We start from the raw sequence: 23295 nt of genomic DNA on the forward strand, positions 1-23295 counted from the left end.
TCTAAATCACATTTTTATATTGATCTACCTCACATTAAAACTGTGAGGTATGTCCTCGCACACCCCTTTGTTTTCATAGAATTTTGTATCCAACAATTAAAAACAAATTATTATGAAAACATCAAGGACACTACTCTTAGTATTAGCAATAATTTCATTTGGATTTACATCATTTGCACAAGATGGTAAAGGACTTTCTTCTGGCAATTCTTATGGTGTAATTAACATAGATGAATATGTTGATTTACTACCAAAAGAACACAACGGTATCATCAAAGACATCAGATTAATAGACCGCGAGCACGCAGGTGTTAGAATCTTTCGATTATATGACGAAGTGCCTATGCACTACCACGCAAAATCTGATGCCTACCTCTACATTTTAAACGGCAAAGCAGAATTTTATGTTGCAGATCAAGGTCCTGTTGTTGCAGGAAAAGGCGACTTACTTTTTTGGGGAAAAGGCACAGCACATGGTAACGGAAAAATTTTAGAAGGTCCATTAGACGTACTCGTTTTTGACGCAATAGCCAGGGATCCAAGCGATGTTATTTGGGTAGACCCATCAACGCAAAAAAAGTTTTTAGGCAACTAAGTAAGTCATATTCAATTTTTAAAACAATAACGATGAAAACAGTAACAATTATAAAAACAGTCTTGTTTGCATTTGTAATGAACTTTACACTATTTGCACAAGCACAATTAGAAACTATAGCAACATTTCCAGAATCTAGACCAGGGAATATAACGGTGTCTAACGACGGAAGAATATTTGTAACGATGAGCGCCTTAAGCGCTTCAAAATATATGGTAGAGGAAATTTTGCCAAGTGGAGAAGCTATTCCGTTCGGAGATAAAGAATGGATTGTAAAACCAGAAAACGGAAGCATAAAAGGTATCAATTCAACCATCGGAATTCAAGCCGATGCAAATGGAATCCTTTGGGTGTTAGATATGGGCAATGTTAAACAAAATCAGGCTCCAAAATTAGTTGGTTTTGATTTAGTTACTGGTAACGTCACAAAGGTGTTTCCAATTCCGAATACGGTATTGTCATCAAAACCTTTTTTACAAGATTTTGTGATTGATGTAAAAAATAACACTGCTGTAATTGCAGATATGACCGATGCTTTAAATCCGCCAATTGCACCAGCTTTTGTCGTGATAAATCTAGAAACGGGTTATATAAGACGCGTTTTGGAAGGGAATGCTTCATTTTTGCCTGCTGATGAGCCAGTAAAAATTCACGGTAGACTAGTCTCTCATAAAAGAAAAGACGGTACTACAATCCAGCCAAGATATCCTTTAAATCCAATTTCTATAGATGATGAAAACAAGTATATCTACTATGGTGCAATGGGAAATACTAAGATTTACCGCATTCCGTCTGCCGTATTAGCAGATGAAAGTAAGAAAGATGGCGATCTTAATAAATACATCGAGTTCTATGCCAATAAACCAAAATCTGACGGATTTAAAGTGGGGGCAAACGGTAAAGTATATGTAACCGATGTTGAAAATTCAGCCATTGTAGAAAGTACGCCTGCTGGAACGAAAACCATTGCGCAATCCAAAAAAGATCTCTCTTGGCCAGATGGTGTTGCCATACACGGAAACCACTTATATATCGTAGCAAATCAGCTTCATAATCTGCCCTTGTTAAACGAAGGTAAAGATGCTAGTAAACCACCTTACTTGGTGCTAAAAATGAAGCTTCAAGATTAAATAAAATGAAAAGTATAGTGATGTATGAGCAGTGTTAACTGTGACATACATCACTTTAAAATGGTGATGTACATCCTCGCACACCCATTGCATTAATCAGAAATTTGTATAAGAAATTTAAAAACATATAAAAATGAAAACAATAGTAAATACTTTAAAAACAATAGCCGTAGCAGTCACACTGTTTGCTGCTTTAAGTACAAACGCACAACAAGTACCAACGTCACCTTATGGAGCAGACGATGAAATTGGTGCACTTAACCTTTTAAATGAAGAAACGGTTTTAGATGCTGTAAAATTGGTTGAAAAAGGAAAAGTATACCGCTTAGGAATGGTGGTAAACGCCGAGACTGCAGCTTTCCGCCACAGATATTTTCATATAAAAACTTTACAACCAGAAACTGCTGCTGCAGGTTCTAACAAATTTACTTACGTTGATGACCAGTTAATTGGTTGGACAGGTGTTGGTTCTCAAATAAATGGATTGGCACATTACGGTAGAGATAATGTTCATTATAACGGACATAAAGTTGAAGATTTTTTAACCGTTTCTGGTGTAAAAAAATTAGGACTAGAAAAATTACCTCCAATTGTTACCAGAGGAGTTGTCTTGGATATGCGTTCATACTACAATCAAGATATTGTAAAAGAGGGTACTGTTTTTACAGTGGAAGACATTGAAAAAGTAGCCAAGAAACAAGGTGTTGAAATCCGTAAAGGTGATGTAGTGCTTTTTTACACAGGATAGACCAAATTAATGGGTAAAGATGATAAACGTTATCTAGCTGGCGGACCTGGAATTGGTACGGAAGCTGCACATTACTTGGGTAAGAAAGGAATTGTTGCAGCCGGTGCAGACAACTGGTCTTTTGAGGCTGTGCCACACGAAAATAGTGCATTGTCTTTCCCAGTAAATCAAATGATGGCAACCGAATACGGCGTACAAGTATTGGAAAATATTCTTGTAGATGAGTTGGTTGAGGACAAGTTTGGGAATTCCTTTTTGTATTGGGTCATCCATTATATGAAGGCTCTACACAAGTACAAATAAATCCTGTAGCCATAAAATAAGGATAGAAAGAAAAATTAGAAATTATGAAAACAACAACTATAAATAAAGAAACAACGGTGACTAAAAAGAAGAGTCTACCAGCTGCTCTATGGGCATTGACCATAAGTGCCTTTGCGATAGGTACGACAGAATTTGTAATTGTAGGGCTGCTGTCTACAGTTGCAAACGACCTAGGTACATCATTAACATCAGCAGGATTATTAGTAAGCCTTTATGCTATTGGGGTAGCCATTGGCGCACCTATATTAACTGCTTTAACTGGTAAAATTCCAAGGAAACAATTATTGATGGGAATTATGTTGCTTTTCATCATTGGTAATGGTTTAGCAGCAATTTCAGCTAGTTTTGAATTGTTACTCTTATCAAGAGTCGTGACAGGTTTTGCACACGGTGTATTCTTTTCAATTGGGTCTACCATTGCCGCTAGTTTAGTGCCAAAAGACAAAAGAGCAACTGCCATTTCAATAATGTTTGCTGGTCTTACTGTGGCTATTGTGACTGGTGTGCCTTTGGGAACTTATATCGGTCAGAATTTTGGATGGAGAGCAACATTTATTGGTGTCGCATTATTAGGATTAATAGGAGCAATAGCAAGTTTAGTTTTGGTTCCTAAAAACATCAAACAATCGGCTCCATTAAGACTAGTAGACCAATTGAAAGTGATTAAAAATCCGTCTATTTTATTGGTGCTTGCCATTACTGCATTTGGTTATGGAGGCACATTTGTCACGTTTACTTACCTAACACCATTGTTAGAAAAAGTGACCGGCTTCTCTTCAGATATGACTAGTGTATTTCTTTTGATCTATGGAATTGCAATTGCTATAGGAAATATTGTAGGCGGTAAAGTTTCAAACAATAAACCAGGAAAAGCCTTATTGGTAATGTTTGCATTACAAGCCATTGTGTTGTTCGTATTGTACTTCACGGCTTCTAGTCAGACTTATTCCATAGCAACCTTATTTTTTATGGGAATACTTGCCTTTTCAAATGTACCTGCATTACAGTTGTATGTCGTAAAAATGTCCGAAAAATACCTACCAGGAACCGAAGATGTAGCTTCTGCATTAAACATCGCAGCATTTAATGTTGGGATTGCCATAGGGGCTTATGTAGGCGGAATGGTAGTGGAATCTGATCTAGGTGTTGCCGCAACGCCTTGGGTAGGAGGTATTCTTGTAATTGTAGGGTTCTTATTAACCTTAGTTTTATTTAAAAAAGAAAGAATATAGAAGTCATAAGTCTATAAATTTAAAAAGCCAATCTTTCGATTGGCTTTTTTTTATTTAAAATTGATCCTTTTAAAGCTCATCACTCGCTTCTTCTTGTCCCATCATCATTAGGTAACCTTTTAAGAAGAGGTCTATGTTACCATCTAGTACAGCATCTGTATTACCCGTCTCTACGCCGCTACGTACATCTTTTATGAGCTTGTAAGGATGTAATACGTAATTGCGTATTTGTGATCCCCATTCTATTGCTTTCTTATCTGCTTCAATAGCATTACGGGCTTCCATTTGCTTACGTAGTTCAAGTTCATATAACTGCGAGCGTAACATTTGTAATGCTTTTGCACGGTTGTCGTGTTGTGAGCGCGAGTCTGAACAAGAGATTTGTATACCAGTAGGGTGGTGGGTAAGTTGGACCTTAGTCTCAACTTTGTTTACATTTTGCCCTCCAGCACCAGAAGATCTAGCGGTTACAATATCATAGTCTGCTGGGTTAATTTCTATCTCGATACTATCATCTACAAGTGGGTATACGTATACAGAGGCAAATGAAGTATGACGTTTTGCATTACTGTCAAAAGGGGAGATGCGCACCAGTCTGTGCACACCGTTTTCACCTTTAAGCCATCCAAAAGCAAAGTCTCCTTCTATCTCTAGCGATACCGTTTTTATACCCGCAACATCACCCTCTTGAAAGTTAAGTTCTTTCACCTTCCAGCCTTGCTTTTCTGCATACATTAAGTACATGCGCATAAGCATTGCTGCCCAGTCGCAACTCTCTGTGCCACCAGCACCAGCGGTTATTTGTAAGACACAGCTAAGCTCATCACCTTCCTCAGAAAGCATGTTTCTAAACTCGATATCCTCTATAAAAGCAGCTGCCTTGTCGTAACGATCTTGCACATTTTCTTCGGGAGCTTCTCCTTCTTTTGCAAATTCGTACAAGACTTCAAGGTCCTCTATAAAAGTTTGAGCATCCTCATAATCTGTTACCCATTTCTTTTTAGAACGCAACGCTTTCATAAAAGCCTCGGCTTCCTTAGGGTCATTCCAAAAATTTGGGTCAAAGGTTTTTTCTTCTTCGTTTTGTATCTCGATGCGTTTACGATCTACGTCAAAGATATCTCCTTAAGCCGTCTACGCGCTCTTGGAGTGATTTTATGTGATCTGTTGTAATCATATGTTTCCCAGAAAGGGGGTGTATTTAAATTGATAATGTATGTAGTAAAAAACCAAGTGATGTCAATTGTTGAGGTTACGCTTTCGCGAAAGCGTACTCATTACTCATCTAGTAAATCTGGTCTTCTTTCTTTTGTTCTTTGGTATGCTTGTTCTTCTCGCCATTCTTCAATTTTAGGAGTGTTACCACTCGTTAAAATCTCAGGAACTTTCCAGCCATTATATTCTGCTGGGCGCGTGTAAATAGGTGGAGCAAGTAGTCCATCTTGAAAACTATCTGTAAGCGCCGAAGTCTCATTACCTAGCACCCCAGGAATTAAACGTATGACAGCGTCGCAAAGTATCAGAGCACCTAGCTCTCCACCACTCAAAACGTAGTCTCCTATGGATATTTCCTTGGTAATAAAATGATCTCTCACACGCTGATCTACTCCTTTATAATGACCGCACAAAATGATGATATTTCCTTTGAGAGAGATGGTATTTGCCATCCCTTGGTCTAGCGTTTCACCATCTGGAGTCATGTAGATTACCTCATCATAATCACGCTCAGATTTGAGCTTAGAAATACATTTATCTATAGGCTCAATTTGCATCACCATTCCTGCGCCACCACCAAACTGGTAGTCGTCTACTTGCTTATGATTTGTATCTGTGTAATCACGTAGATTATGAAACTGCACATCTACTAATCCTTTTGCGATAGAGCGCTGCATGATAGAAGCTTCAAAAGGGCTTTTAAGTAAATCTGGTACAACGGTAATGATATCTATTCTCATAATCTTAATAAGGTTGAGCTATTGTAATTGGGGTATTATACTAGCGAGCCCAAAAGTAATGTAAATCGGGGTCTTTATTAAATCCTAGGCGCTCATAAAGTTGTTGAGCAGGGTTTGTAGTCTCTGTTTGTAAAACGATGCCTTTATACTTTAACGATATGCATAGTTCTTTTGCACTGTTTATGAGTAATGTACCTATACCTTTTCCACGGTGAGTTGGGGTTATATATAAATCATTAAGCAGCAGCATGCGCTCCATGCTCACTGATGAGAAAAGCGGATAAAGCTGGGTAAATCCTACGGCTTCCGTTTCTTCTCTGTCATAAAAGGCTATGAAAATAATGCTCTCATTATAGGTAAGCCTTTCTTTCAGAAATACGCTTGCTCCTTCCAGGTTTGAAGCTTGCCTATAGAATTGTCTATACCCGTCAAACAGTGGCGTTATGATATCTAAATCTTGTAATGTTGCTTTGCGTATATGCATAAAAAAAACCTGTACTACAAAGTACAGATTTTTTGATTTTATTAAAAATAAGCAGACTATCCTTTTGCAGACTTAAGTGCTTTATTACGCTCGTCTTGAAGCTGGCGTCCTAATTTTTGTTCTTTTTCTAGTGCTTTGCGACGGTACTCATCAAACTCAACTTCTGTTTCATCAAGTTTGTGTTGTGCTTCTTTAGTGAGTACGTTGCTGCTTCTAAATTTGAAAATAAAAAACACAAGTCCAAGTAATAGAAGTCCAATAATACTCCACATCATGGTCTGGTAACTTCCTTTGCTCATCTGGATGCCAAAGAAGTTTATAGAGTCTTTTTCCTCTTCAGTTTCTGTAAGTGTTAGTTGTATTTTTTCTAAGTCGGCGCTTACTTTTGAGGCAGCTGATTGCTGCTTATTCATTTCAGACTTAAGATTTTCAATTTCTGTTTGCAGTACATCGATACGCGCTTTTGCATTTTCTTGCAGGCGTGTCATTTTTACTTTATCAATAACCTTAAATTGCTGGTAGTTATTAGAACCCTCGATGACTTCGGTAAATTGTTCGTCTATTGTTTTAGTAGCATCTTGAGCATGTGTCACAGAAAATGACAGGAGGAATATAAAAGCAATTGCTCTAGTAAAAAATCTCATATAGGTTGTTGTTTAAATATAATTGCGGATTGTGAAATCCTACGGTTTACAAAAATACGTGTAAAGTCTTAATGCTGGACGTCTCGATATTCAAAAATATCATTATTTCTTCCGTTCTGTAGCAATTATATTGATTCTTTCGCGTCATTTTCTGATTGTCGTTCCTTGCGTCTTTGTTCTCTCCTTTTTATACGTTGTTCTTTTTTATAAGCTCTTCTTTCTTTTCCACTCATTGCATCTAGTTCTTCCTCAGATATTCTATCTGCTTCTGCCTCTGCGTCAGAAAAATTAATCTCTTCATCTACATTCGTTTTAAAAGCATTAATCCATCCATTTTCAAAAATGCTAAATATCGTAGGAAAAACTCCTGCTTCTACATTATTAAGATCGCCCTCTAGCGGAACCTTAAGCGCGAGTGTATTTGTACCTTGGTTTTTGAGAATAAACTTAAAAACTCCTACAAAACCTTCCCATATCACTCCTAAGATACCGTCTTCCTTGCTTATCAGTTTACTATCTTCTATAAGTGGTTTTACATAACCTTTAAGATATCCATCTGCTATTGCAATCTCTCCAAAGACTTCTACGGTGCCATTTTTGAAGTCAATCCCTCCGTAGTGTCTTGTAAGATCATTAATGGCAGTGATATTTGCGTTTTCTAGCGCAAAATCAATGTCCATATCTGGAATCTCTTTGATAAGATTGATTTTACCATCTAGGTCAAATAAGCCCTGACCAATAGTCACGCCCGTAGCTTTTATAGGTGAGGGTAAATTGCGCTCTGTTTCTTTTACATTGCGCAGATTATCTGCAGTGAGTTCAACTTGATCCATGTATAAATCTATTTGTGGCTCAGTGGTTATTTGTGCAAATCCTAGTTTTCCATCATGTACTTCAAAATGGTTTATTTCTAAGGGTACAAGATCTGTAAGTACAGCAGTCCAATCATCTACATCTGCCTCTTGTCCTTCTGTTGGAGTATTTTGATCTTCAAAAATGTAGGTTACCTGCGGACTATACATCTTTATCTCGGCAACAATTTTACCATCAAAAATAGACTTCCACTCTACAGAAATATCTGTTTGCGGAAAATTGAGAAATGGCACCTGCGTTTGTGCGTCAACCTTGTTCAAGTAGAGTCCTTTTATCACATAAGCTCCTCTGTAAAGTGCTATGTCAATGTCTTCCACTTGGCCATAATAACCAGGTATGTTTGCAAGAGTTTTATTTACATACTTCTTTACTATATAAGGGAGAAGTAATCTTGCAATTATGAGCAGTAAAATAATAGTAACCGGAATCCAGTATCTTTTTTTCTTTACCGCTTTGCGCTTAGTCTTTTGCTCAATATTATTCATAGCGCAAATGTCTGTAAATGTTAAAATTACTTGCGTTAACAATCTCACAAATATAAAAAGCCACCTGGTGAGGTGGCTTTATGTGTATGCATAAGATTACTGTGAAGCAATCTGTCTTGTGTTTACATCACGCTTTCGCGAAAGCGTAACAACTACAAGTATAATCCTAGTAATATGTAAATCTGCGCACCTTTGCAATGAACTTAGCAAGGCGTATAACTTGATGGCTATATCCATACTCGTTATCATACCAAACGTAGAGTATAACGTTTTTACCATCCTTACGTACTATCGTAGCATTACTGTCATAAATGCTAGGAGCAGATGATCCTATGATGTCGCTAGATACGAGTTCGTTATCAATAGAATACTTGATTTGCTCCACAAGAGCTCCTTCAAGCGCATATTTTTTAAGAAGCGTGTTGATTCCCTTTATGCTTGTTTTCTTATTCAGTTCTAGATTAAGTATCGCAAGTGAACCGTTAGGTACAGGAACGCGTATCGCATTTGAAGTAAGTTTCCCTTCAAAATGAGGAAGCGCTTTACTCACTGCAGCTCCAGCACCAGTCTCTGTGATTACCATGTTAAGTGCAGCAGCACGACCTCTACGGTACTTGCTGTGCATGTTATCAACTAGGTTCTGATCGTTAGTATATGCGTGTATCGTTTCTAGGTGTCCTGTTTCTACACCTAATGTGTCATCAATCGCTTTAAGAATAGGAGTGATGGCATTAGTAGTACAAGAAGCTGCAGAGAAAATATTGATTTCATCTGGGTTATTCTCCATGTGGTTTACACCGTGTACGATGTTAGGAATCCCTTTTCCAGGAGCAGTAAGAAGTACCTTAGCAGCTCCTTTGCTTACTAGATGCCTACTCAGTTGTTCTTTATCACGGAAGGCTCCAGTATTATCAATAACTAACGCATCGCTAATGCCGTATGCCGTATAATCGATATCTTCTGGTGCATTTGCACTTATGAAGTTTACGGTGGTACCATTAATGATAAGTGCTTTATTTTCTGCATCTATAGTTACAGTTCCTGTAAAGTCACCGTGTACAGAATCACTTTTAAGAAGACTAGCTCTTTTTTCAAGAACCGTTTGATCTACAACACCGCGAGTCACTACTGCTCTTAGACGTAGCTGGCTTCCTTTGCCAGTGCGAGTCATTAACTCTCTTGCAACAAGACGACCTATACGTCCAAAACCGTAAAGAACAACATCTTTAGGCTCAATAGGAGTTACATTTTCGGCAGGCTTTAAGCGCTGCGCTACAAAACTAGTTGCATTTGCATTATCCTCTAGGTGATACTCATAAGTAAGTTTACCTATGTCTAGCTTAGAAGGAGGAAGGTTAAGTTGCTTGATTGCTTCTGCGATTTCTACACTATCAAAAATTGAGATAGGCTTCCCTACAAAGGCACCTGCATACTCGTGTAAATCTAGAATCTGGCTCACGTTGCGATCCATTACTTGATTTCTAAATACTACAAGTTCTATGGCGCTGTCGTACCATAAATCACTAGCAATTTTAATAAATTCTACAGTTGCTCTACGGCGATCTGCTTGAAAGGATAGTTCTTTTTCGTACGTTTCTGATTGACTCATTACGATGTAGTTAAAAGGTTTGTTTTGGTTTTAAAAAAATGTAAATTCACTTAAATTTTCGGCAAAAGTATATATTTTAAGTGGGTACGCAAACGATTTCGTTATCGAATTTGATGTAAAAAAATAACCCCTCTGGTACGGAAGGGTTATTCATTTTTATGTGTCTAATTATTAATCGAAGATGAAGCGGTTGCGTTCTCCTTTTTGATCAACAAAAACGATACTTACAGGTTCGTTTACACTTTTATTTTTAAAGATGTTCTTTACATCCTCTATAGAATTTACCATCACGTCATCTATCTCTGAGATTACAAGTCCTTCAATTCTATAACGTTTCATTGCTTCTGTAAGTGTCTGGCTTATAACTACGCCATTTTTGGCTTTGTATTTTGCAAGGTCTTTTGGTGAAGCATTTTTAACTTGTATACCTAGTCTTTCAATATCAAAAGTAATTGATTTGATTAATGTGACAGGTAATGTCATTTTAGTGTCGTCTCTTAAAATTTCAACTTGAACCACATCATCAGGTCTCTTTGAATTAATGTATCCAGTGAGATCAGAAAATTTTGTAATGTTAATATTGTCTATCTTTTTAATGATATCTCCAGTTTTTAAGCCTGCTTGTTCTGCGCCACTTTCAAACTCTACACCTGCGACATAAAAACCTTCGGCAGTTTTTAGGTTTTCGGCTTTTGCAATTTCGGCTGTAAGTGTACCACCACTTACTCCCAATATTCCTTTTTGTACAGAGCCAAACTGCATGATGTCTTCCATGATCTTACGAGCATTATTTGAAGGTACGGCAAATGCGTATCCTACGTAAGATCCAGTTTGTGAGGTGATGGCAGTATTAATACCAATTAACTCACCAAAGATATTCACCAAAGCTCCACCGCTGTTCCCAGGGTTGATAGCTGCATCTGTTTGTATAAAGGACTGGTAGTTTGCATCGCGCTCATCTATGTCACGAGCTTTTGCAGATACAATCCCTGCGGTTACTGTAGAGGTTAAGTTAAATGGATTACCTACGGCAAGTACCCATTCTCCTACCTTTGTGCCGTCACTATCGCCAAATGGGATATAAGGAAGTTCCTCACCAGCATCTATTTTTAATATTGCAATGTCTGCCTTTGCGTCTTTACCTACCACTTCTGCCATGAAGGTTTTGTTGTTGTTTAAAGTAACTTCAACTTCTGTAGCGCCATCTATTACGTGATTGTTTGTAATTATAAAGCCGTCGCCAGAGATGATAACTCCACTTCCTGCACCTACAATACCTTTGTTTGCCTGGCCGCCACCTCTCAGATATTCCATCATATTACGAGGCTGTCTATATTCTTGTACGTTTTTAACGTGTACCACTCCATTCACTGTTCTTTCGGCAGCTTCTGTAAAATCTACACCACTTGCAGCAGCAGTGAGTGCTTCATAATTGACCGGTTTATAAGTAGGTGTATTATCTATTTGATTAGGGTAAGAGGCTACTTGTATAGGCTCCTCAATAAATAGCTTATATGATCCTAGCGTGATTGCGCCTGCTAGTACGGCGATTAAAATTGTTCCTGCGATTTTTTTCATAGTCCGTTGCATTTAATCAATAATCGTTAAAATTAAAAATTTAGTATATCTACGGTTTCTATTTAACTGCCATTTAACACGAGAAACGAAATCGAGATTTGCTATTTTTGTCGCAATAAAGCATTAAAAATGACAATCCCATTTTCAAAATATCAAGGTACTGGCAATGATTTTGTAATCATAGATAACCGTACTCAATACTTTCCCAAAGATGATACCAAACTCATCTCAAAGCTCTGTGACAGAAAGTTTGGCATAGGAGCAGATGGATTAATGCTGTTAGAAAACCATCCTTCGGCAGATTTTAGAATGGTGTACTATAATGCAGATGGTAATGAAAGTAGTATGTGTGGTAATGGTGGACGTTGTTTGGTAGCTTTCGCGAAAGCGTTATCTATTATAGAAAACAACGCAACCTTTGAAGCGATAGATGGTTTACACGAGGCAAGCATAGAAGGTGATATCGTGCAGCTGAAAATGCAAGATGTATCTAAAATTAAGAAAGAACCTACATATACTTTTTTAGATACAGGGTCACCACATCACATTGCAATGGTAGACGATGTAGAAAAAGTAAACGTAAAAGCCGAAGGTGCAGCATTGCGCTACGGTAGTTTATATGGAGAAGCGGGTAGTAACATCAATTTTGTACAGCAATTGGATAATGCTCATTTTGCAGTGCGCACCTATGAGCGTGGAGTAGAGGATGAAACGTTGAGCTGTGGGACAGGAGTGACAGCTGTTGCAATCGCAGCACATACAAATGGCTTAACCACTAGCAATAAAGTAGCGCTAGATGTACAAGGTGGGAAACTGTCTGTACAGTTTGAGAAAACTAATGATGGGTATTCTAATATCTATTTAATAGGTCCTGCAACATTTGTTTTTAAAGGAGAATGGCAATGAAGACATTGCAAGGCACCCATTGCTATTTAAGAGCACTAGAACCAGAAGATATTGATCACGTATATCGTGTAGAAAATGATGAAGGTTTATGGAGTGTGGGAGAGACACTTGTTCCGTTTTCTAAATATGTGCTCAAAGAATACTTAGCAAACAGCCACCGTGATATCTTTGACGTACGTCAATTGCGCTTAGTGATATGTGATAGTACTTCACATAGTTTTGTAGGTCTTATTGATGTATTTGACTTTGATCCACATAATTTAAGAGCAGGTATAGGTATTGTAATTGCTGGTGAGGAACATAAGAGAAAAGGTTACGCCACAGAGAGTATTAACCTTCTCAAAAATTACTGCAATACACATCTAAATTTACATCAACTATATGCTAATATAGAAGAGGACAATAAGGCAAGTATCTCACTATTTGAAAAAGCAGGTTTTGAGTTAATAGGTATTAAAAAACAGTGGAGACGCAAACGCAGTCTCACTACAGGAAAAGAATCATATATAAACGAATTACTATACCAACACATATTCTAGATGTACATTAAAAAGATTTTACTACTTATAGTTGCCATAGGCATTGTTATAGGAGGCGTATTTGCTTACACAGTATACACTTCTATTTTTTCTGACAATACTGCCTTTAACAATGATCGCGCGCACTTATACATTGCAACAGGATCTGCTTTTAATGATGTGGTTGCAGATCTCTCACCACTTTTAAAAGACGAAGATTCTTTTATTACTGTAGCCGAAAAGAAAGGATATAATGATAATGTGAGACCTGGTCATTACATTATAAAAAAGGGGATGAGTAATAATGAGATTATCAATACCATCCGTATTAAAAATACACCTGTAAAAGTGGCTTTTAATAACCAAGAGCGTTTACAAGATATGGCGGGTAGAGTAGCAACCCAAATAGAAGCAGATAGTACATCGCTTATAACAGCGATGCTCGATACAAACTTCTTGAGAGAACATGACTTTAATAATGACACTGCACTCACTATGTATATCCCTAATAGCTATGAGTTTTTCTGGAACACGAGTGCAGAAGATTTTAGAGCAAGAATGCTAAGTGAGTATAAAAAATTCTGGAATGCCACGCGATTAGCCAAAGCAGCAGCGCTTAATCTAACTCCGCAAGAAGTATACTCGATAGCAGCCATTGTGCAAAAGGAAACTGCCAAAACTGATGAGAGACCTAGAGTAGCTGGTGTGTATTTAAACAGACTTAGAGATGGCATAAAACTAGATGCAGATCCTACTGTTATTTATGCCGTAAAGAGAGAAAAGAATGACTGGGACATGGTCATAAAACGTGTGCTGTATAAAGATCTAGAAGTAGACTCTCCGTATAATACTTATAGAAATAGGGGTATTCCTCCAGGGCCTATATTCATGCCAGATGTAACGGCTATCCAGGCCGTGCTCAATCCAGAAAAGCATAGCTACTATTACTTTGTAGCAGATGTAGAAAACTTTGGATATCACAAGTTTGCTAAGACATTGTCACAACACAATGCAAATAGCGCTGCTTACAGACGCTGGATCAACAATAAGGGTATCAATCGTTAAGTCCTTGTTAACTTTCATGTTAACAGGTATTAAATCATATTTCTAACACACTAAAGCTCCTTATATTGAAGTTGTTACCGTGATTCTCATAGAGACGCGGTTAACAGAAAATTCCTATAACAGGAATATGTTCTTTTAATTACAATAGAATAATGGCAAGCCGCGCTTGCAAGCTCTTATGAGAATTACTAAAGATTAGATCACACTAAGTGGTCGGTAATTGTAAACTTTAATTCGATTCATTATATGAAGAGACGTTATTTACTATTAGTAGTATTGCTACCTGTGTTATTTATAATATCTACAGGTTTCATTGTAAAAGATGATAATGGCAATGCGATAGCCGCAATGTGGTTCAAAAACCAGGCAGATACTTTTGTAACTCCTACGCTTGAATCATTTGTACCCGATTTTCCAGGAGGATTTAATAGTCCTGTTTTGGGAACATCGTATATAGGCTTTAAGGAAGCTTTGGCTTTTAGTGAGTCCAGTGGTAATTATTTTGCAGTAAACAGACTTGGTTATAAAGGCAGATACCAGTTTGGTCAATCTACTCTTAAGTGGGTAGGTGTAGACAGTGCAAGAGATTTTATGAGCTCTCCAGCCATGCAAGAAAGTGCATTTGATGCGCTTGTTGCAAGGAATAAATATGTTTTACGTGAGTATATCAACGCCTTTGACGGTAAAACAATAGGAGGTCATAAAGTTACCGAAAGTGGTCTCATAGCTGCGGCACATTTATGCGGAGCAGGAAACGTCAAGAAATTTCTTGACTCTGGTGGTGAGGATGTATTTGCAGATGCAAATAATGTACCTCTCACATCTTATCTAAGTCGCTTTGGCAACTTTGATACATCAATTATCCCCGCAAATGCGTCGGCAAAAGCTACTTTATAATTACTAAAAACCCAGACACTATTAGGTCTGGGTTTTTTATTGCGCATTATTTAAGGATCTATATAGTTGAATACCTTATGTTAAAGTAGTGTTATGTCTAGTTATTAAGGAAGTTTTCTGGTCTACTTTTGCACTGTTATTGTATCGTCTAGTAGTGTAAATTGACGTTTTGAAGTGGGATTGATTGTAGAGAGGAGAGCGTTTTTAAGTCTATTAGGTGTTGTAAGAGGTGTAAATAACCTCGTAAATGCAAGTAAATGAGCACAGAACAGTGCTTTTGAGTGATTTGCCGATTAAGCTTGCTGGTTACTCAAGATAGTTGTATTTTTGCGCGCCGAAATAGAGAGCACTTTAAGAAAGGTTTTAATTATGACCTTTTGGCGATCGAAAAGCAACCCTATGCTAAGAAACTTGATTAAAGTTACTGTATTACCTTTTATGTTAGGTATTCTGATGATTTCCCCAACATCTGACGAAACATATGATTTTACTCACTACGCTACAGATGGAACATCTCTAGATTATAGTGTTGCCCTTCCTAATGAAACTGAAGAAGTTCCATTTGTTTTTAACCCTACCCCACTTACTGGTAAAAATTACACAGGTTTTAAGGAAGCACTCGCTTTTAAAGAATCGAGAGGTGATTATTTGACAATTAACCGTTTTGGTTACCTTGGGAAGTATCAATTTGGTGCATCCACTCTTGATCTGCTTGGTATTACAGATGGATCTGAGTTTTTAGAAGACCCGCTACTTCAAGAACAGGCTTTTTTATTAAATGCTTCCCGTAATAAATGGGTTCTTAGACGTGATATTAAACGTTTTGAAGGACGATGGATTGCAGGAGTTCGAGTGACGGAGTCAGGTATACTTGCCGCAGCTCACCTTGCTGGACCTGGTAGTGTAAAGAAATTTTTAAGATCTGGTGGAGAAATAGGTTTTGCAGATGCCTTTGGTACTAACATACGTAGCTATATGAAACGATTTTCTGGTTATGATGTATCTAATGTAAAAGCAGTAAAATACCCATCTATTGACAAATTAACGGCTAGTCTATAAAGTATATAGCTTAGTGTAAGAATATATAAGACATCCAGTATCGTATAGATGCTGGATGTTTTTTTATACGCTTTCGCGAAAGCGTAATTACTCACACTTAAAACTCTGTCATTGTAGGTGTATTACTAGATAGATACAAGAAGCTACCATCTTTAAAAGGTTGTAAAATGTCAGTTTGTCACTTATGTCGTTGTGGTACTTTTTTCGCTTTAAGCGAGAAAGAATTATTACAAATCAAAACACATATAACATGTCAACAGGAAAAATTAATGTATCGGTAGAGAATATCTTTCCGCTTATTAAAAAGTTCTTATATAGTGATCACGAGATCTTTCTCCGTGAGCTCGTTTCAAATGCAACAGATGCAACACTTAAACTAAAGCACTTAACTTCAATAGGAGAGGCTAGTGTAGATTATGGAAATCCTAAAATTGAGATTAAGATTGATAAAGAAGGAAAGAAACTTCACATTATCGATCAAGGTCTTGGTATGACGCAAGATGAGGTTGAAAAGTACATCAACCAACTTGCATTTTCTGGAGCAGAGGAGTTTTTAAATAAGTATGAAGAAGGAGCAAAGGACACTGGAATTATAGGTCATTTTGGTCTAGGTTTCTACTCTGCTTTTATGGTAGCTTCTACTGTAGAGATTATCACAAAATCTTACAAAGATGAGCCTGCAGCACACTGGACGTGTGATGGTAGCCCTAACTTTACACTTGAAGCGGCAGATAAAACTGACAGAGGAACAGAAATCATACTACACATTGCAGATGATAGCTTAGAGTTTCTTGAAGAAAACCGCATCTCTGGATTACTAGCAAAGTATAACAAGTTTATGCCAGTGCCAATTAAGTTTGGTATGAAAACAGAAACACTTCCTAAGCCAGAAGACGCAAAAGAAGAAGATCCTGCACCTACACAAGAGGTAGATAATATCATCAACAACCCAGAACCAGCATGGACTAAGCAACCTGCAGATCTAGAGGATGAGGATTATAAGAACTTCTATCAAGAATTATATCGATCACAATTTGATGAGCCATTATTCAACATTCACTTAAATGTAGATTATCCTTTTAACCTAACAGGAATTTTATACTTCCCTAAGTTAGGACAGGATATGAACATACAGAAGGATCGCATACAGTTATATCAAAATCAAGTTTTTGTAACTGATAATGTAGAAGGTATTGTACCAGATTTCTTGACAATGTTACGCGGAGTGATAGACTCTCCAGATATTCCACTTAACGTATCACGTAGCTATTTACAAGCAGATGGTGCCGTAAAGAAAATCTCTGGTTACATCTCACGAAAAGTAGCAGATAAATTGAAGTCATTATTTAATAGCGATAGAGCAGACTTTGAGAAGAAATGGAATGACATTAAACTCGTAATTGAGTACGGAATGTTATCTGAAGATAAATTCTTTGAAAAAGCAGATAAGTTTGCTTTATACCCTACAGTAGATGATTCTTACTTTACATGGGAAGAGCTTGAAGCAAAAATAAAAGACAACCAGACGGATAAGGATGGTAAAATGGTGGTGCTTTATGCAAGTGATAAAGATACACAACACTCATACATAGAAAGTGCAAAGGCAAAAGGATATGAAGTTTTATTACTAGATACTCCTATTGTACCGCACTTAATTCAAAAGCTTGAAACAAGCAAAGAGAACGTGAGCTTTGTACGTGTAGATGGAGATCACATCAATAATCTTATCAAGAAAGACGAAGAAGAGATTTCTAAACTTTCTGATGAGGAGATGGAAACTGTAAAAACTACCATTACAGAAGCGATAGGGACTACTTCTTATACGGTTCAAGTAGAAGCGATGGACAGTAACGCTGCGCCATTTATCATTACACAACCTGAGTTTATGCGTCGTATGAAAGAGATGCAGCAAACTGGCGGTGGCGGTGGTATGAACATGTTTGGTAATATGCCAGAGATGTACAACCTCGTAGTAAATGGTAATCATGCACTTGTGTCAGAAATTCTCAATGCAGACTCAGAAGACACTAAAAAGCGCTTAATCACACAGTCATTTGATCTAGCAAAGCTTTCTCAAAATCTTCTTAAAGGAGAGGAACTTACTAGCTTTATCAAACGTTCTTACGAGATGATTAAATAATTTTACTCGATATTATTTATATCTAGTAAGAAGTAAATTTTATAAAAGCCACTTTTCATTTATGGAAAGTGGCTTTTTGATTTTATAAAAGCGTAACTTTTTAAGTAGCTTACCGTCCTATGAGATAGTAGCGCAATAACTTCACTTGTTACTTTGCAAACGACTACATTTAATAAATAAATAAATATCATGTCACTCACTCCTTCAACCATGCTCGATCTGGGCACAAAAGCCCCAGAATTTCAACTTATAGATACCGTTACAAATCAGCTGTGTAGTTACCATGATGTTAAAGGAGAACGCGGTACTGTGGTGATGTTTATATGTAATCACTGTCCTTTTGTTATTCATGTGATAGATGAGATCGTGCGTATAGCAAATGATTATCGCGTGCTTGGTTTTGGGTTTGTTGCCATAAGCAGTAATGATATTGTTAAGTATCCGCAAGATGGGCCAGAGATGATGTGGCAAAATGCTCGTAAAAACAACTTCACATTTCCTTATCTACTTGATGAAACACAAGAGGTAGCAAAAAACTATAAGGCGGCATGTACTCCAGATCTCTATGTTTTTGGACCTAATAACAAGCTAGTATATCGCGGTCAGCTTGATAATAGTCGTCCGGGTAATGGAATTCCTGTAAATGGACGTGACTTAAGAGAGGCGCTAGATAACATTTTCAATAGTAAGCCCCAATCTACCCTCCAAAAGCCAAGTATGGGTTGTAATATCAAGTGGAAATCATAAGTGGGGTAGTAGGATTAGTACGCTTTCGCGAAAGCGTGACTCAATAAATATATCTTTTAAAATTCTTAAATATCATTAAGCGTTAGGGTCGCAGTCTAGAGGTAAGCCGAAAGTAAAGACCGCAAAATCAAAGTAGTGCCACTTAAAATTAAGTTTTTAGGTGCTAGATTTTTTGCTCTCCCTTTTTCTGCTATTTTTACGTAAATCCTAGACTATTGGAAATTTTAGAAAATCTGCGCATCTTAGACGGTATCGACATTTTGCTCGTTGCTACCTTGATGTTTTATTTATACAGGCTCGTTAAGGGAACGGTAGCTATAAATATCTTTATAGGTATCGTGGTGATTTATCTCATCTGGCAACTCACAGTACTTCTCAAAATGGAAATGCTTAGTACCATACTAGGGCAGTTTATAGGCGTGGGGATGTTTGCGCTCATTGTAGTATTTCAACAAGAGATTAGAAAGTTTTTATTACTCATAGGAAGCACAAACCTCACGAAGGGCGGACTATTTAAGAATTTTAATTTTTCAAAAAAAGAAGGTGTTCTCAATCTAGATATTCATGCAATTCTAGGAGCTTGTGAGAATATGAGTAACACCAGGACAGGTGCACTTATCATTATAAGGAGAGCAACGAGTCTAGAGTTTGTAAAAGATACTGGAGACCGCATGGAAATAGAGGTAAACAGACCTATTATAGAAAGTGTTTTTTATAAGAACTCTACATTACACGATGGTGCAATGATTATTGAGGATAATAAGATAACAGCAACACGTGTTATTTTGCCTGTAACTCAGGAACGCAATATTCCATTACGCTTTGGACTTAGGCATCGTGCTGCAGTAGGAATTACAGAAAAGACAGACGCACTTGCCCTAGTGGTAAGTGAAGAAAGTGGTGCTATAAACTATATAAAGGATGGTGAGTTTGTACTCTTTGATACCATAGATGAGCTGCGTGTTTTATTAGAACAAGAACTAATGTAACGCTATGTCTAAGAAACCATCAGATAACAGTAAGATAGATAAAAAAAGTAATAAGCTTACTAAAAAAAGCAGAGATGTCCACGTAGTTTCTGACCACTGTAAGAACTGCGGAACCCCAGTACAACTAGACCAGGGATTCTGTTCTCATTGTGGAGCAAAGCGCATGTATAATAGGCTCAACACTCGTAATCTTCTAGAGGACTTCACAGAGCGTTTTCTCAATATTGAGAATGTATTCTTAAAAACCTTTATTGTATTATTTACCGCACCAGAAGATGTAATCCATGGCTATGTAGAAGGTCTTAGAAAAAGATACATGTCTGCTTTTGGGTATTTTGCTGTGGCGCTTACTATCACGAGTGTCTATACATTTTTCTTTAGAAATTGGTTTATTGATTCTGAGAGTTTCTCTGAGTTTTCAAATGGATTTGCTAGCGGATTCAAATCGCCTGATACTACAGTATTGAATGATTACTTGGACTTTGTGTTTGATTATCAAAGTCTCTTTAGTTTTCTGTGTATTCCGTTGTATGCTGTGATTTCAAAACTGGTTTTTTGGAACTATAAGCAATACAATTTTATAGAGCATGTTGTCATCTATTTGTACACCTACTCTCAGGTTCAGATTTTAATGTCTGTGCTTGGTATGCTCTTCATCTGGTCAGATATAGCACAGGTGATACTAGGAGTGGTGACTATTGCTTTTCCTATAATTTATACGATTTATGTCCTTTATAGAATATTTGATTTAACAATTGAAAAAGCAATACTTAAAACGATATTGTTTCTTGCCATACTATTACCGCTATCATGTCTTTTTATGAGTGCTGTGGGTGGGATTATGTATACCACTGGTATGCTTGATGAGTTTGTAGCAGACGTAAAACAGCAATCTGAAATAGCCAGAGCAGCTAGAGAAGCCGCTGCAAAAGCAAAGGACTCTATACGACGTGTAGATAGTGTCAAAGCAGCTGTGCAAATCGTAAAAGATACGCTTAACTAATCTCTTAAATATTAAAACCAACCTATGTCCAAGTTGTCTCGCGCTGAGAAAAAAACTTTAAAAAAGAAACAGACCCAACTTGAGGTAAAAGATACCTGTGTGAACTGTGAGCAGTTTATAGCGCTAGATCAAAGGTTTTGCTCACACTGTGGTGGTAAGCGTATTTATAATAAACTCACATGGCGTAACTTACTAGAAGACTTTGTAGATCGATTTTTTAATCTAGAAAATTCTTTTGTCAAGACTTTTGTAGCAATGTTTCGCCAGCCAGAAGATGTGATAGGTGGTTACATAAATGGGATGCGCAAGAAGTATCTTCCGGCCTTCAGCTACTTTGCAATTGCAATTACATTTAGCGGATTTTACTCATTTATATTAAAAGGTTGGTTTCTTGACGAACTTATAGCTACACAAACTAGCTTCTATGGCGTAGATATGGCAAGTGCTCAAGTGGAAATGACAGAGACCGTTACAAATACCATGATGGAATATCAGTCCGTATATATGTTCCTTAGTATACCTATTATGGCGCTTATATCTAAACTCGTATTTTGGAACTATAAGAATTATAATCTAGTTGAACATTTTGTAATATACCTATATACATATTCCCATATATCAATAATATCTGTAACGCTCAACATCTTGGTTATTTGGAATACAACATTACTATTTGCATTTAGTTTTGTAACTGTCTTGCTATTATTTGTATTTACAGTGTATGTGTTGAAACGTTTATATAAATTGGATAATGCCAGTGTAATTTTAAAAAGCGCTTTATTTTTAGTCGTTATACTCGCATTTTCTTGCTTTTCAACGATTCCTATTATATTATATGGAGCAGTACAAGGAGTAAAGATTGCAAAAGGGGAGGAGCTAGATATTGATGAAAACTCATTTATAGGCAATATGATGAAGCCAGCTCTAGAGCAAGCAGAACGTAAAAAAATTCTAGACTCTCTAAAACAAGATAGTCTCAAACGTCTAGAGTATGAGCTAGAGATCACTCCAGATATGATTAAAAATAGACCTCAGTAGGTATACGTTTTCGCGAAAGCGTAGTAAAAATACTTTTTCTCACAAATCTCTCTTAAACGAGCAATGATTGTTAGTATATATGAGGTACTTTGATAGACGCAGCATAAGATAATATATGAAACTATTTAAAAGAGAACTTACCAACAACGAAATCCTATTCTACGTAAGGCGTGCCTTGTGGATTCTCTTTGCGTGGATGCTGGTTGCAAATATTATTTTCTTGTACGACTATGCCACACTCGTATCTGCAGATGCGCTTACGTCAGATTTTGATTTTGAAGTTTCCTTTAAGGCGAACTTATTGGTGTCAATCATGGCTGGGTTAATAGGAGGGATTTTTACCGTAAATATTATGGAGTTGTGGCTGCGTAAATATGCCTTCTGGAGAGCGCTTATTTACATCACATTACTCTATGTGATTATTGCGTTTATTGTAGGTACCGTAGGGGCATATTACTATTATGCAGATTACCTAGGCTTACAACTTACCAGTGACTTACTTTATGACCGCGTGATCTCTTTTTATACAGAACACATATTTATTAAGAATTTTGTGGTGTGGCTGTTTATTGTCATTCTAACGCTCATCATCCTTATGATTAATGATAAGTATGGTCCAGGCGTTTTTCCAGATTACTTAATGGGGCGTTATTTTCATCCTAAAACTGAGACGCGTATTTTCATGTTTGCAGATATACGAGACGCCACAAGAATCGCCGAAAAACTAGGCGAACAAGAATACTTCAATTTCTTAAAAGATTTTTTTAATGATATCGCACCAGCTATTATGCAAACTAAGGGCGAGGTATACCAGTACGTAGGCGATGAGGTTGTCATCACCTGGAAGATGAAAAATGGTGTGAAAAATGCAAATGCCTTACGTTGCTATTATCGTATGAAAAATATCATTTACAAGAAATCTATAAAATATTACAAGCGCTATAATGCTTTGCCAGATTTTAAAGTTGGCTTTCATTATGGCCAAGTTACAGTAGGGGAGCTGGGTAAAATAAAGAGAGATATCGCCTTTTCTGGAGATGTACTTAATACTACGGCTCGTATCCAGAGCATGTGTAACGAAAAGGGTGTAGATATCCTAGCGTCAAAAGCTTTTGCAAATATACTACCTAAGTTGCCAGGTACTACACGAGTAGTATCTATGGGTGAGGAGCTTCTTAAGGGTAAAAAAGAGGAAGTTTCGCTAGTGACTTTTGAGCAGGGTAATGTGATTTAAACATTATAAATTATATACGCTTTCGCGAAAATGTGCCTAGCA

General features: G+C 37.1%; 23 protein-coding genes. 16 read left to right on the forward strand and 7 right to left on the reverse strand.

The window, feature by feature from the left end; translation table 11 throughout:
* The first annotated feature begins 112 nt into the window (after window positions 1–112).
* The 5 genes from JM84_RS07315 to JM84_RS07330 all read left to right on the forward strand — a co-directional run bounded on the left by JM84_RS07315 (window position 113) and on the right by JM84_RS07330 (window position 4029).
* Window positions 113–595 (forward strand): cupin domain-containing protein, encoded by a 483-nt coding sequence (locus tag JM84_RS07315; protein ID WP_013749691.1) that lies wholly within the window; start codon window positions 113–115, stop codon window positions 593–595.
* 32 nt (window positions 596–627) lie between these two features.
* Window positions 628–1725, forward strand: coding sequence for an L-dopachrome tautomerase-related protein (locus JM84_RS07320; RefSeq protein WP_144783430.1), 1098 nt, complete (start codon window positions 628–630; stop codon window positions 1723–1725).
* A gap of 133 nt (window positions 1726–1858) precedes the next feature.
* Entirely contained in the window at window positions 1859–2473 is a 615-nt protein-coding gene (locus JM84_RS15520; protein WP_222428939.1) for a cyclase family protein, read from the forward strand.
* A 9-nt stretch (window positions 2474–2482) separates the two neighbouring features.
* Complete coding sequence (locus JM84_RS15525; protein ID WP_222428940.1) at window positions 2483–2776, forward strand: cyclase family protein; 294 nt, start codon at window positions 2483–2485, stop codon at window positions 2774–2776.
* 44 nt (window positions 2777–2820) lie between these two features.
* Window positions 2821–4029, forward strand: a complete 1209-nt coding sequence (locus JM84_RS07330) for an MFS transporter (protein WP_013749688.1) — start codon at window positions 2821–2823, stop codon at window positions 4027–4029.
* A gap of 69 nt (window positions 4030–4098) precedes the next feature.
* Here JM84_RS07330 and prfB read toward each other — a convergent pair.
* The 7 genes from prfB to JM84_RS07365 form a co-directional block, all read right to left on the reverse strand.
* Window positions 4099–5206 (reverse strand): peptide chain release factor 2 gene (gene prfB, locus JM84_RS07335; RefSeq protein WP_108878351.1). Its coding sequence is split into 2 segments (ribosomal slippage): window positions 4099–5142 and window positions 5144–5206, totalling 1107 coding nucleotides; the frame shifts between segments, so codons are not numbered across the junction.
* Between the two features lie 100 nt (window positions 5207–5306).
* Entirely contained in the window at window positions 5307–5984 is a 678-nt protein-coding gene (gene trmD / locus JM84_RS07340) for a tRNA (guanosine(37)-N1)-methyltransferase TrmD (protein ID WP_144783432.1), read from the reverse strand.
* Window positions 5985–6024: 40 nt separating this feature from the next.
* The gene (locus JM84_RS07345) at window positions 6025–6468 is read right to left on the reverse strand and encodes a GNAT family N-acetyltransferase (RefSeq protein WP_144783434.1); all 444 of its coding nucleotides are present in this window, start codon (window positions 6466–6468) and stop codon (window positions 6025–6027) included.
* Window positions 6469–6524: 56 nt separating this feature from the next.
* Window positions 6525–7112 (reverse strand): hypothetical protein, encoded by a 588-nt coding sequence (locus tag JM84_RS07350; protein WP_144783436.1) that lies wholly within the window; start codon window positions 7110–7112, stop codon window positions 6525–6527.
* A 125-nt stretch (window positions 7113–7237) separates the two neighbouring features.
* On the reverse strand, window positions 7238–8470 hold the full coding sequence (locus tag JM84_RS07355) for a DUF748 domain-containing protein (protein WP_144783438.1): 1233 nt from the start codon (window positions 8468–8470) through the stop codon (window positions 7238–7240).
* A 166-nt stretch (window positions 8471–8636) separates the two neighbouring features.
* Window positions 8637–10079 carry a glyceraldehyde-3-phosphate dehydrogenase gene (locus JM84_RS07360; RefSeq protein WP_144783440.1) on the reverse strand — a complete coding sequence of 481 codons (1443 nt, stop codon included), beginning with the start codon at window positions 10077–10079 and terminating at the stop codon, window positions 8637–8639.
* A gap of 171 nt (window positions 10080–10250) precedes the next feature.
* Complete coding sequence (locus JM84_RS07365; protein ID WP_144783442.1) at window positions 10251–11657, reverse strand: trypsin-like peptidase domain-containing protein; 1407 nt, start codon at window positions 11655–11657, stop codon at window positions 10251–10253.
* Between the two features lie 129 nt (window positions 11658–11786).
* Here JM84_RS07365 and dapF point away from each other — a divergent pair, with 129 nt between their 5' ends.
* The 11 genes from dapF (at window position 11787) to JM84_RS07420 (ending at window position 23253) form a co-directional block, all read left to right on the forward strand.
* Window positions 11787–12563 (forward strand): diaminopimelate epimerase, encoded by a 777-nt coding sequence (dapF, locus tag JM84_RS07370; protein ID WP_013749680.1) that lies wholly within the window; start codon window positions 11787–11789, stop codon window positions 12561–12563.
* Window positions 12560–13102, forward strand: a complete 543-nt coding sequence (locus tag JM84_RS07375) for a GNAT family N-acetyltransferase (protein WP_013749679.1) — start codon at window positions 12560–12562, stop codon at window positions 13100–13102. Before dapF ends, JM84_RS07375 begins: the two co-directional genes overlap by 4 nt.
* Window positions 13103–14146, forward strand: a complete 1044-nt coding sequence (gene mltG, locus JM84_RS07380; RefSeq protein ID WP_013749678.1) for an endolytic transglycosylase MltG — start codon at window positions 13103–13105, stop codon at window positions 14144–14146. It begins immediately after the preceding gene.
* Between the two features lie 246 nt (window positions 14147–14392).
* Window positions 14393–15043 carry a hypothetical protein gene (locus tag JM84_RS07385; RefSeq protein ID WP_013749677.1) on the forward strand — a complete coding sequence of 217 codons (651 nt, stop codon included), beginning with the start codon at window positions 14393–14395 and terminating at the stop codon, window positions 15041–15043.
* Between the two features lie 399 nt (window positions 15044–15442).
* Window positions 15443–16102: a peptidoglycan-binding protein LysM gene (locus JM84_RS07390; RefSeq protein ID WP_144783444.1), complete on the forward strand. Its 660-nt coding sequence runs from the start codon at window positions 15443–15445 to the stop codon at window positions 16100–16102.
* Window positions 16103–16352: 250 nt separating this feature from the next.
* A complete protein-coding gene (htpG, locus tag JM84_RS07395; protein ID WP_144783446.1) occupies window positions 16353–18242 on the forward strand; it encodes a molecular chaperone HtpG in 1890 nt (629 codons plus the stop codon).
* 189 nt (window positions 18243–18431) lie between these two features.
* A complete protein-coding gene (locus JM84_RS07400; RefSeq protein ID WP_013749674.1) occupies window positions 18432–18989 on the forward strand; it encodes a thioredoxin family protein in 558 nt (185 codons plus the stop codon).
* Window positions 18990–19204: 215 nt separating this feature from the next.
* Window positions 19205–19978 carry a diadenylate cyclase gene (locus JM84_RS07405; protein WP_013749673.1) on the forward strand — a complete coding sequence of 258 codons (774 nt, stop codon included), beginning with the start codon at window positions 19205–19207 and terminating at the stop codon, window positions 19976–19978.
* A 4-nt stretch (window positions 19979–19982) separates the two neighbouring features.
* On the forward strand, window positions 19983–20981 hold the full coding sequence (locus JM84_RS07410) for a DUF3667 domain-containing protein (RefSeq protein WP_013749672.1): 999 nt from the start codon (window positions 19983–19985) through the stop codon (window positions 20979–20981).
* 24 nt (window positions 20982–21005) lie between these two features.
* Window positions 21006–22019 carry a DUF3667 domain-containing protein gene (locus tag JM84_RS07415; RefSeq protein ID WP_013749671.1) on the forward strand — a complete coding sequence of 338 codons (1014 nt, stop codon included), beginning with the start codon at window positions 21006–21008 and terminating at the stop codon, window positions 22017–22019.
* Between the two features lie 115 nt (window positions 22020–22134).
* On the forward strand, window positions 22135–23253 hold the full coding sequence (locus tag JM84_RS07420; RefSeq protein WP_013749670.1) for an adenylate/guanylate cyclase domain-containing protein: 1119 nt from the start codon (window positions 22135–22137) through the stop codon (window positions 23251–23253).
* Window positions 23254–23295 lie beyond the last annotated feature (42 nt).

This window comes from Dokdonia sp. Hel_I_63 (genome assembly GCF_007827285.1).
In the GTDB taxonomy this organism is placed as follows: Bacteria; Bacteroidota; Bacteroidia; order Flavobacteriales; family Flavobacteriaceae; genus Dokdonia.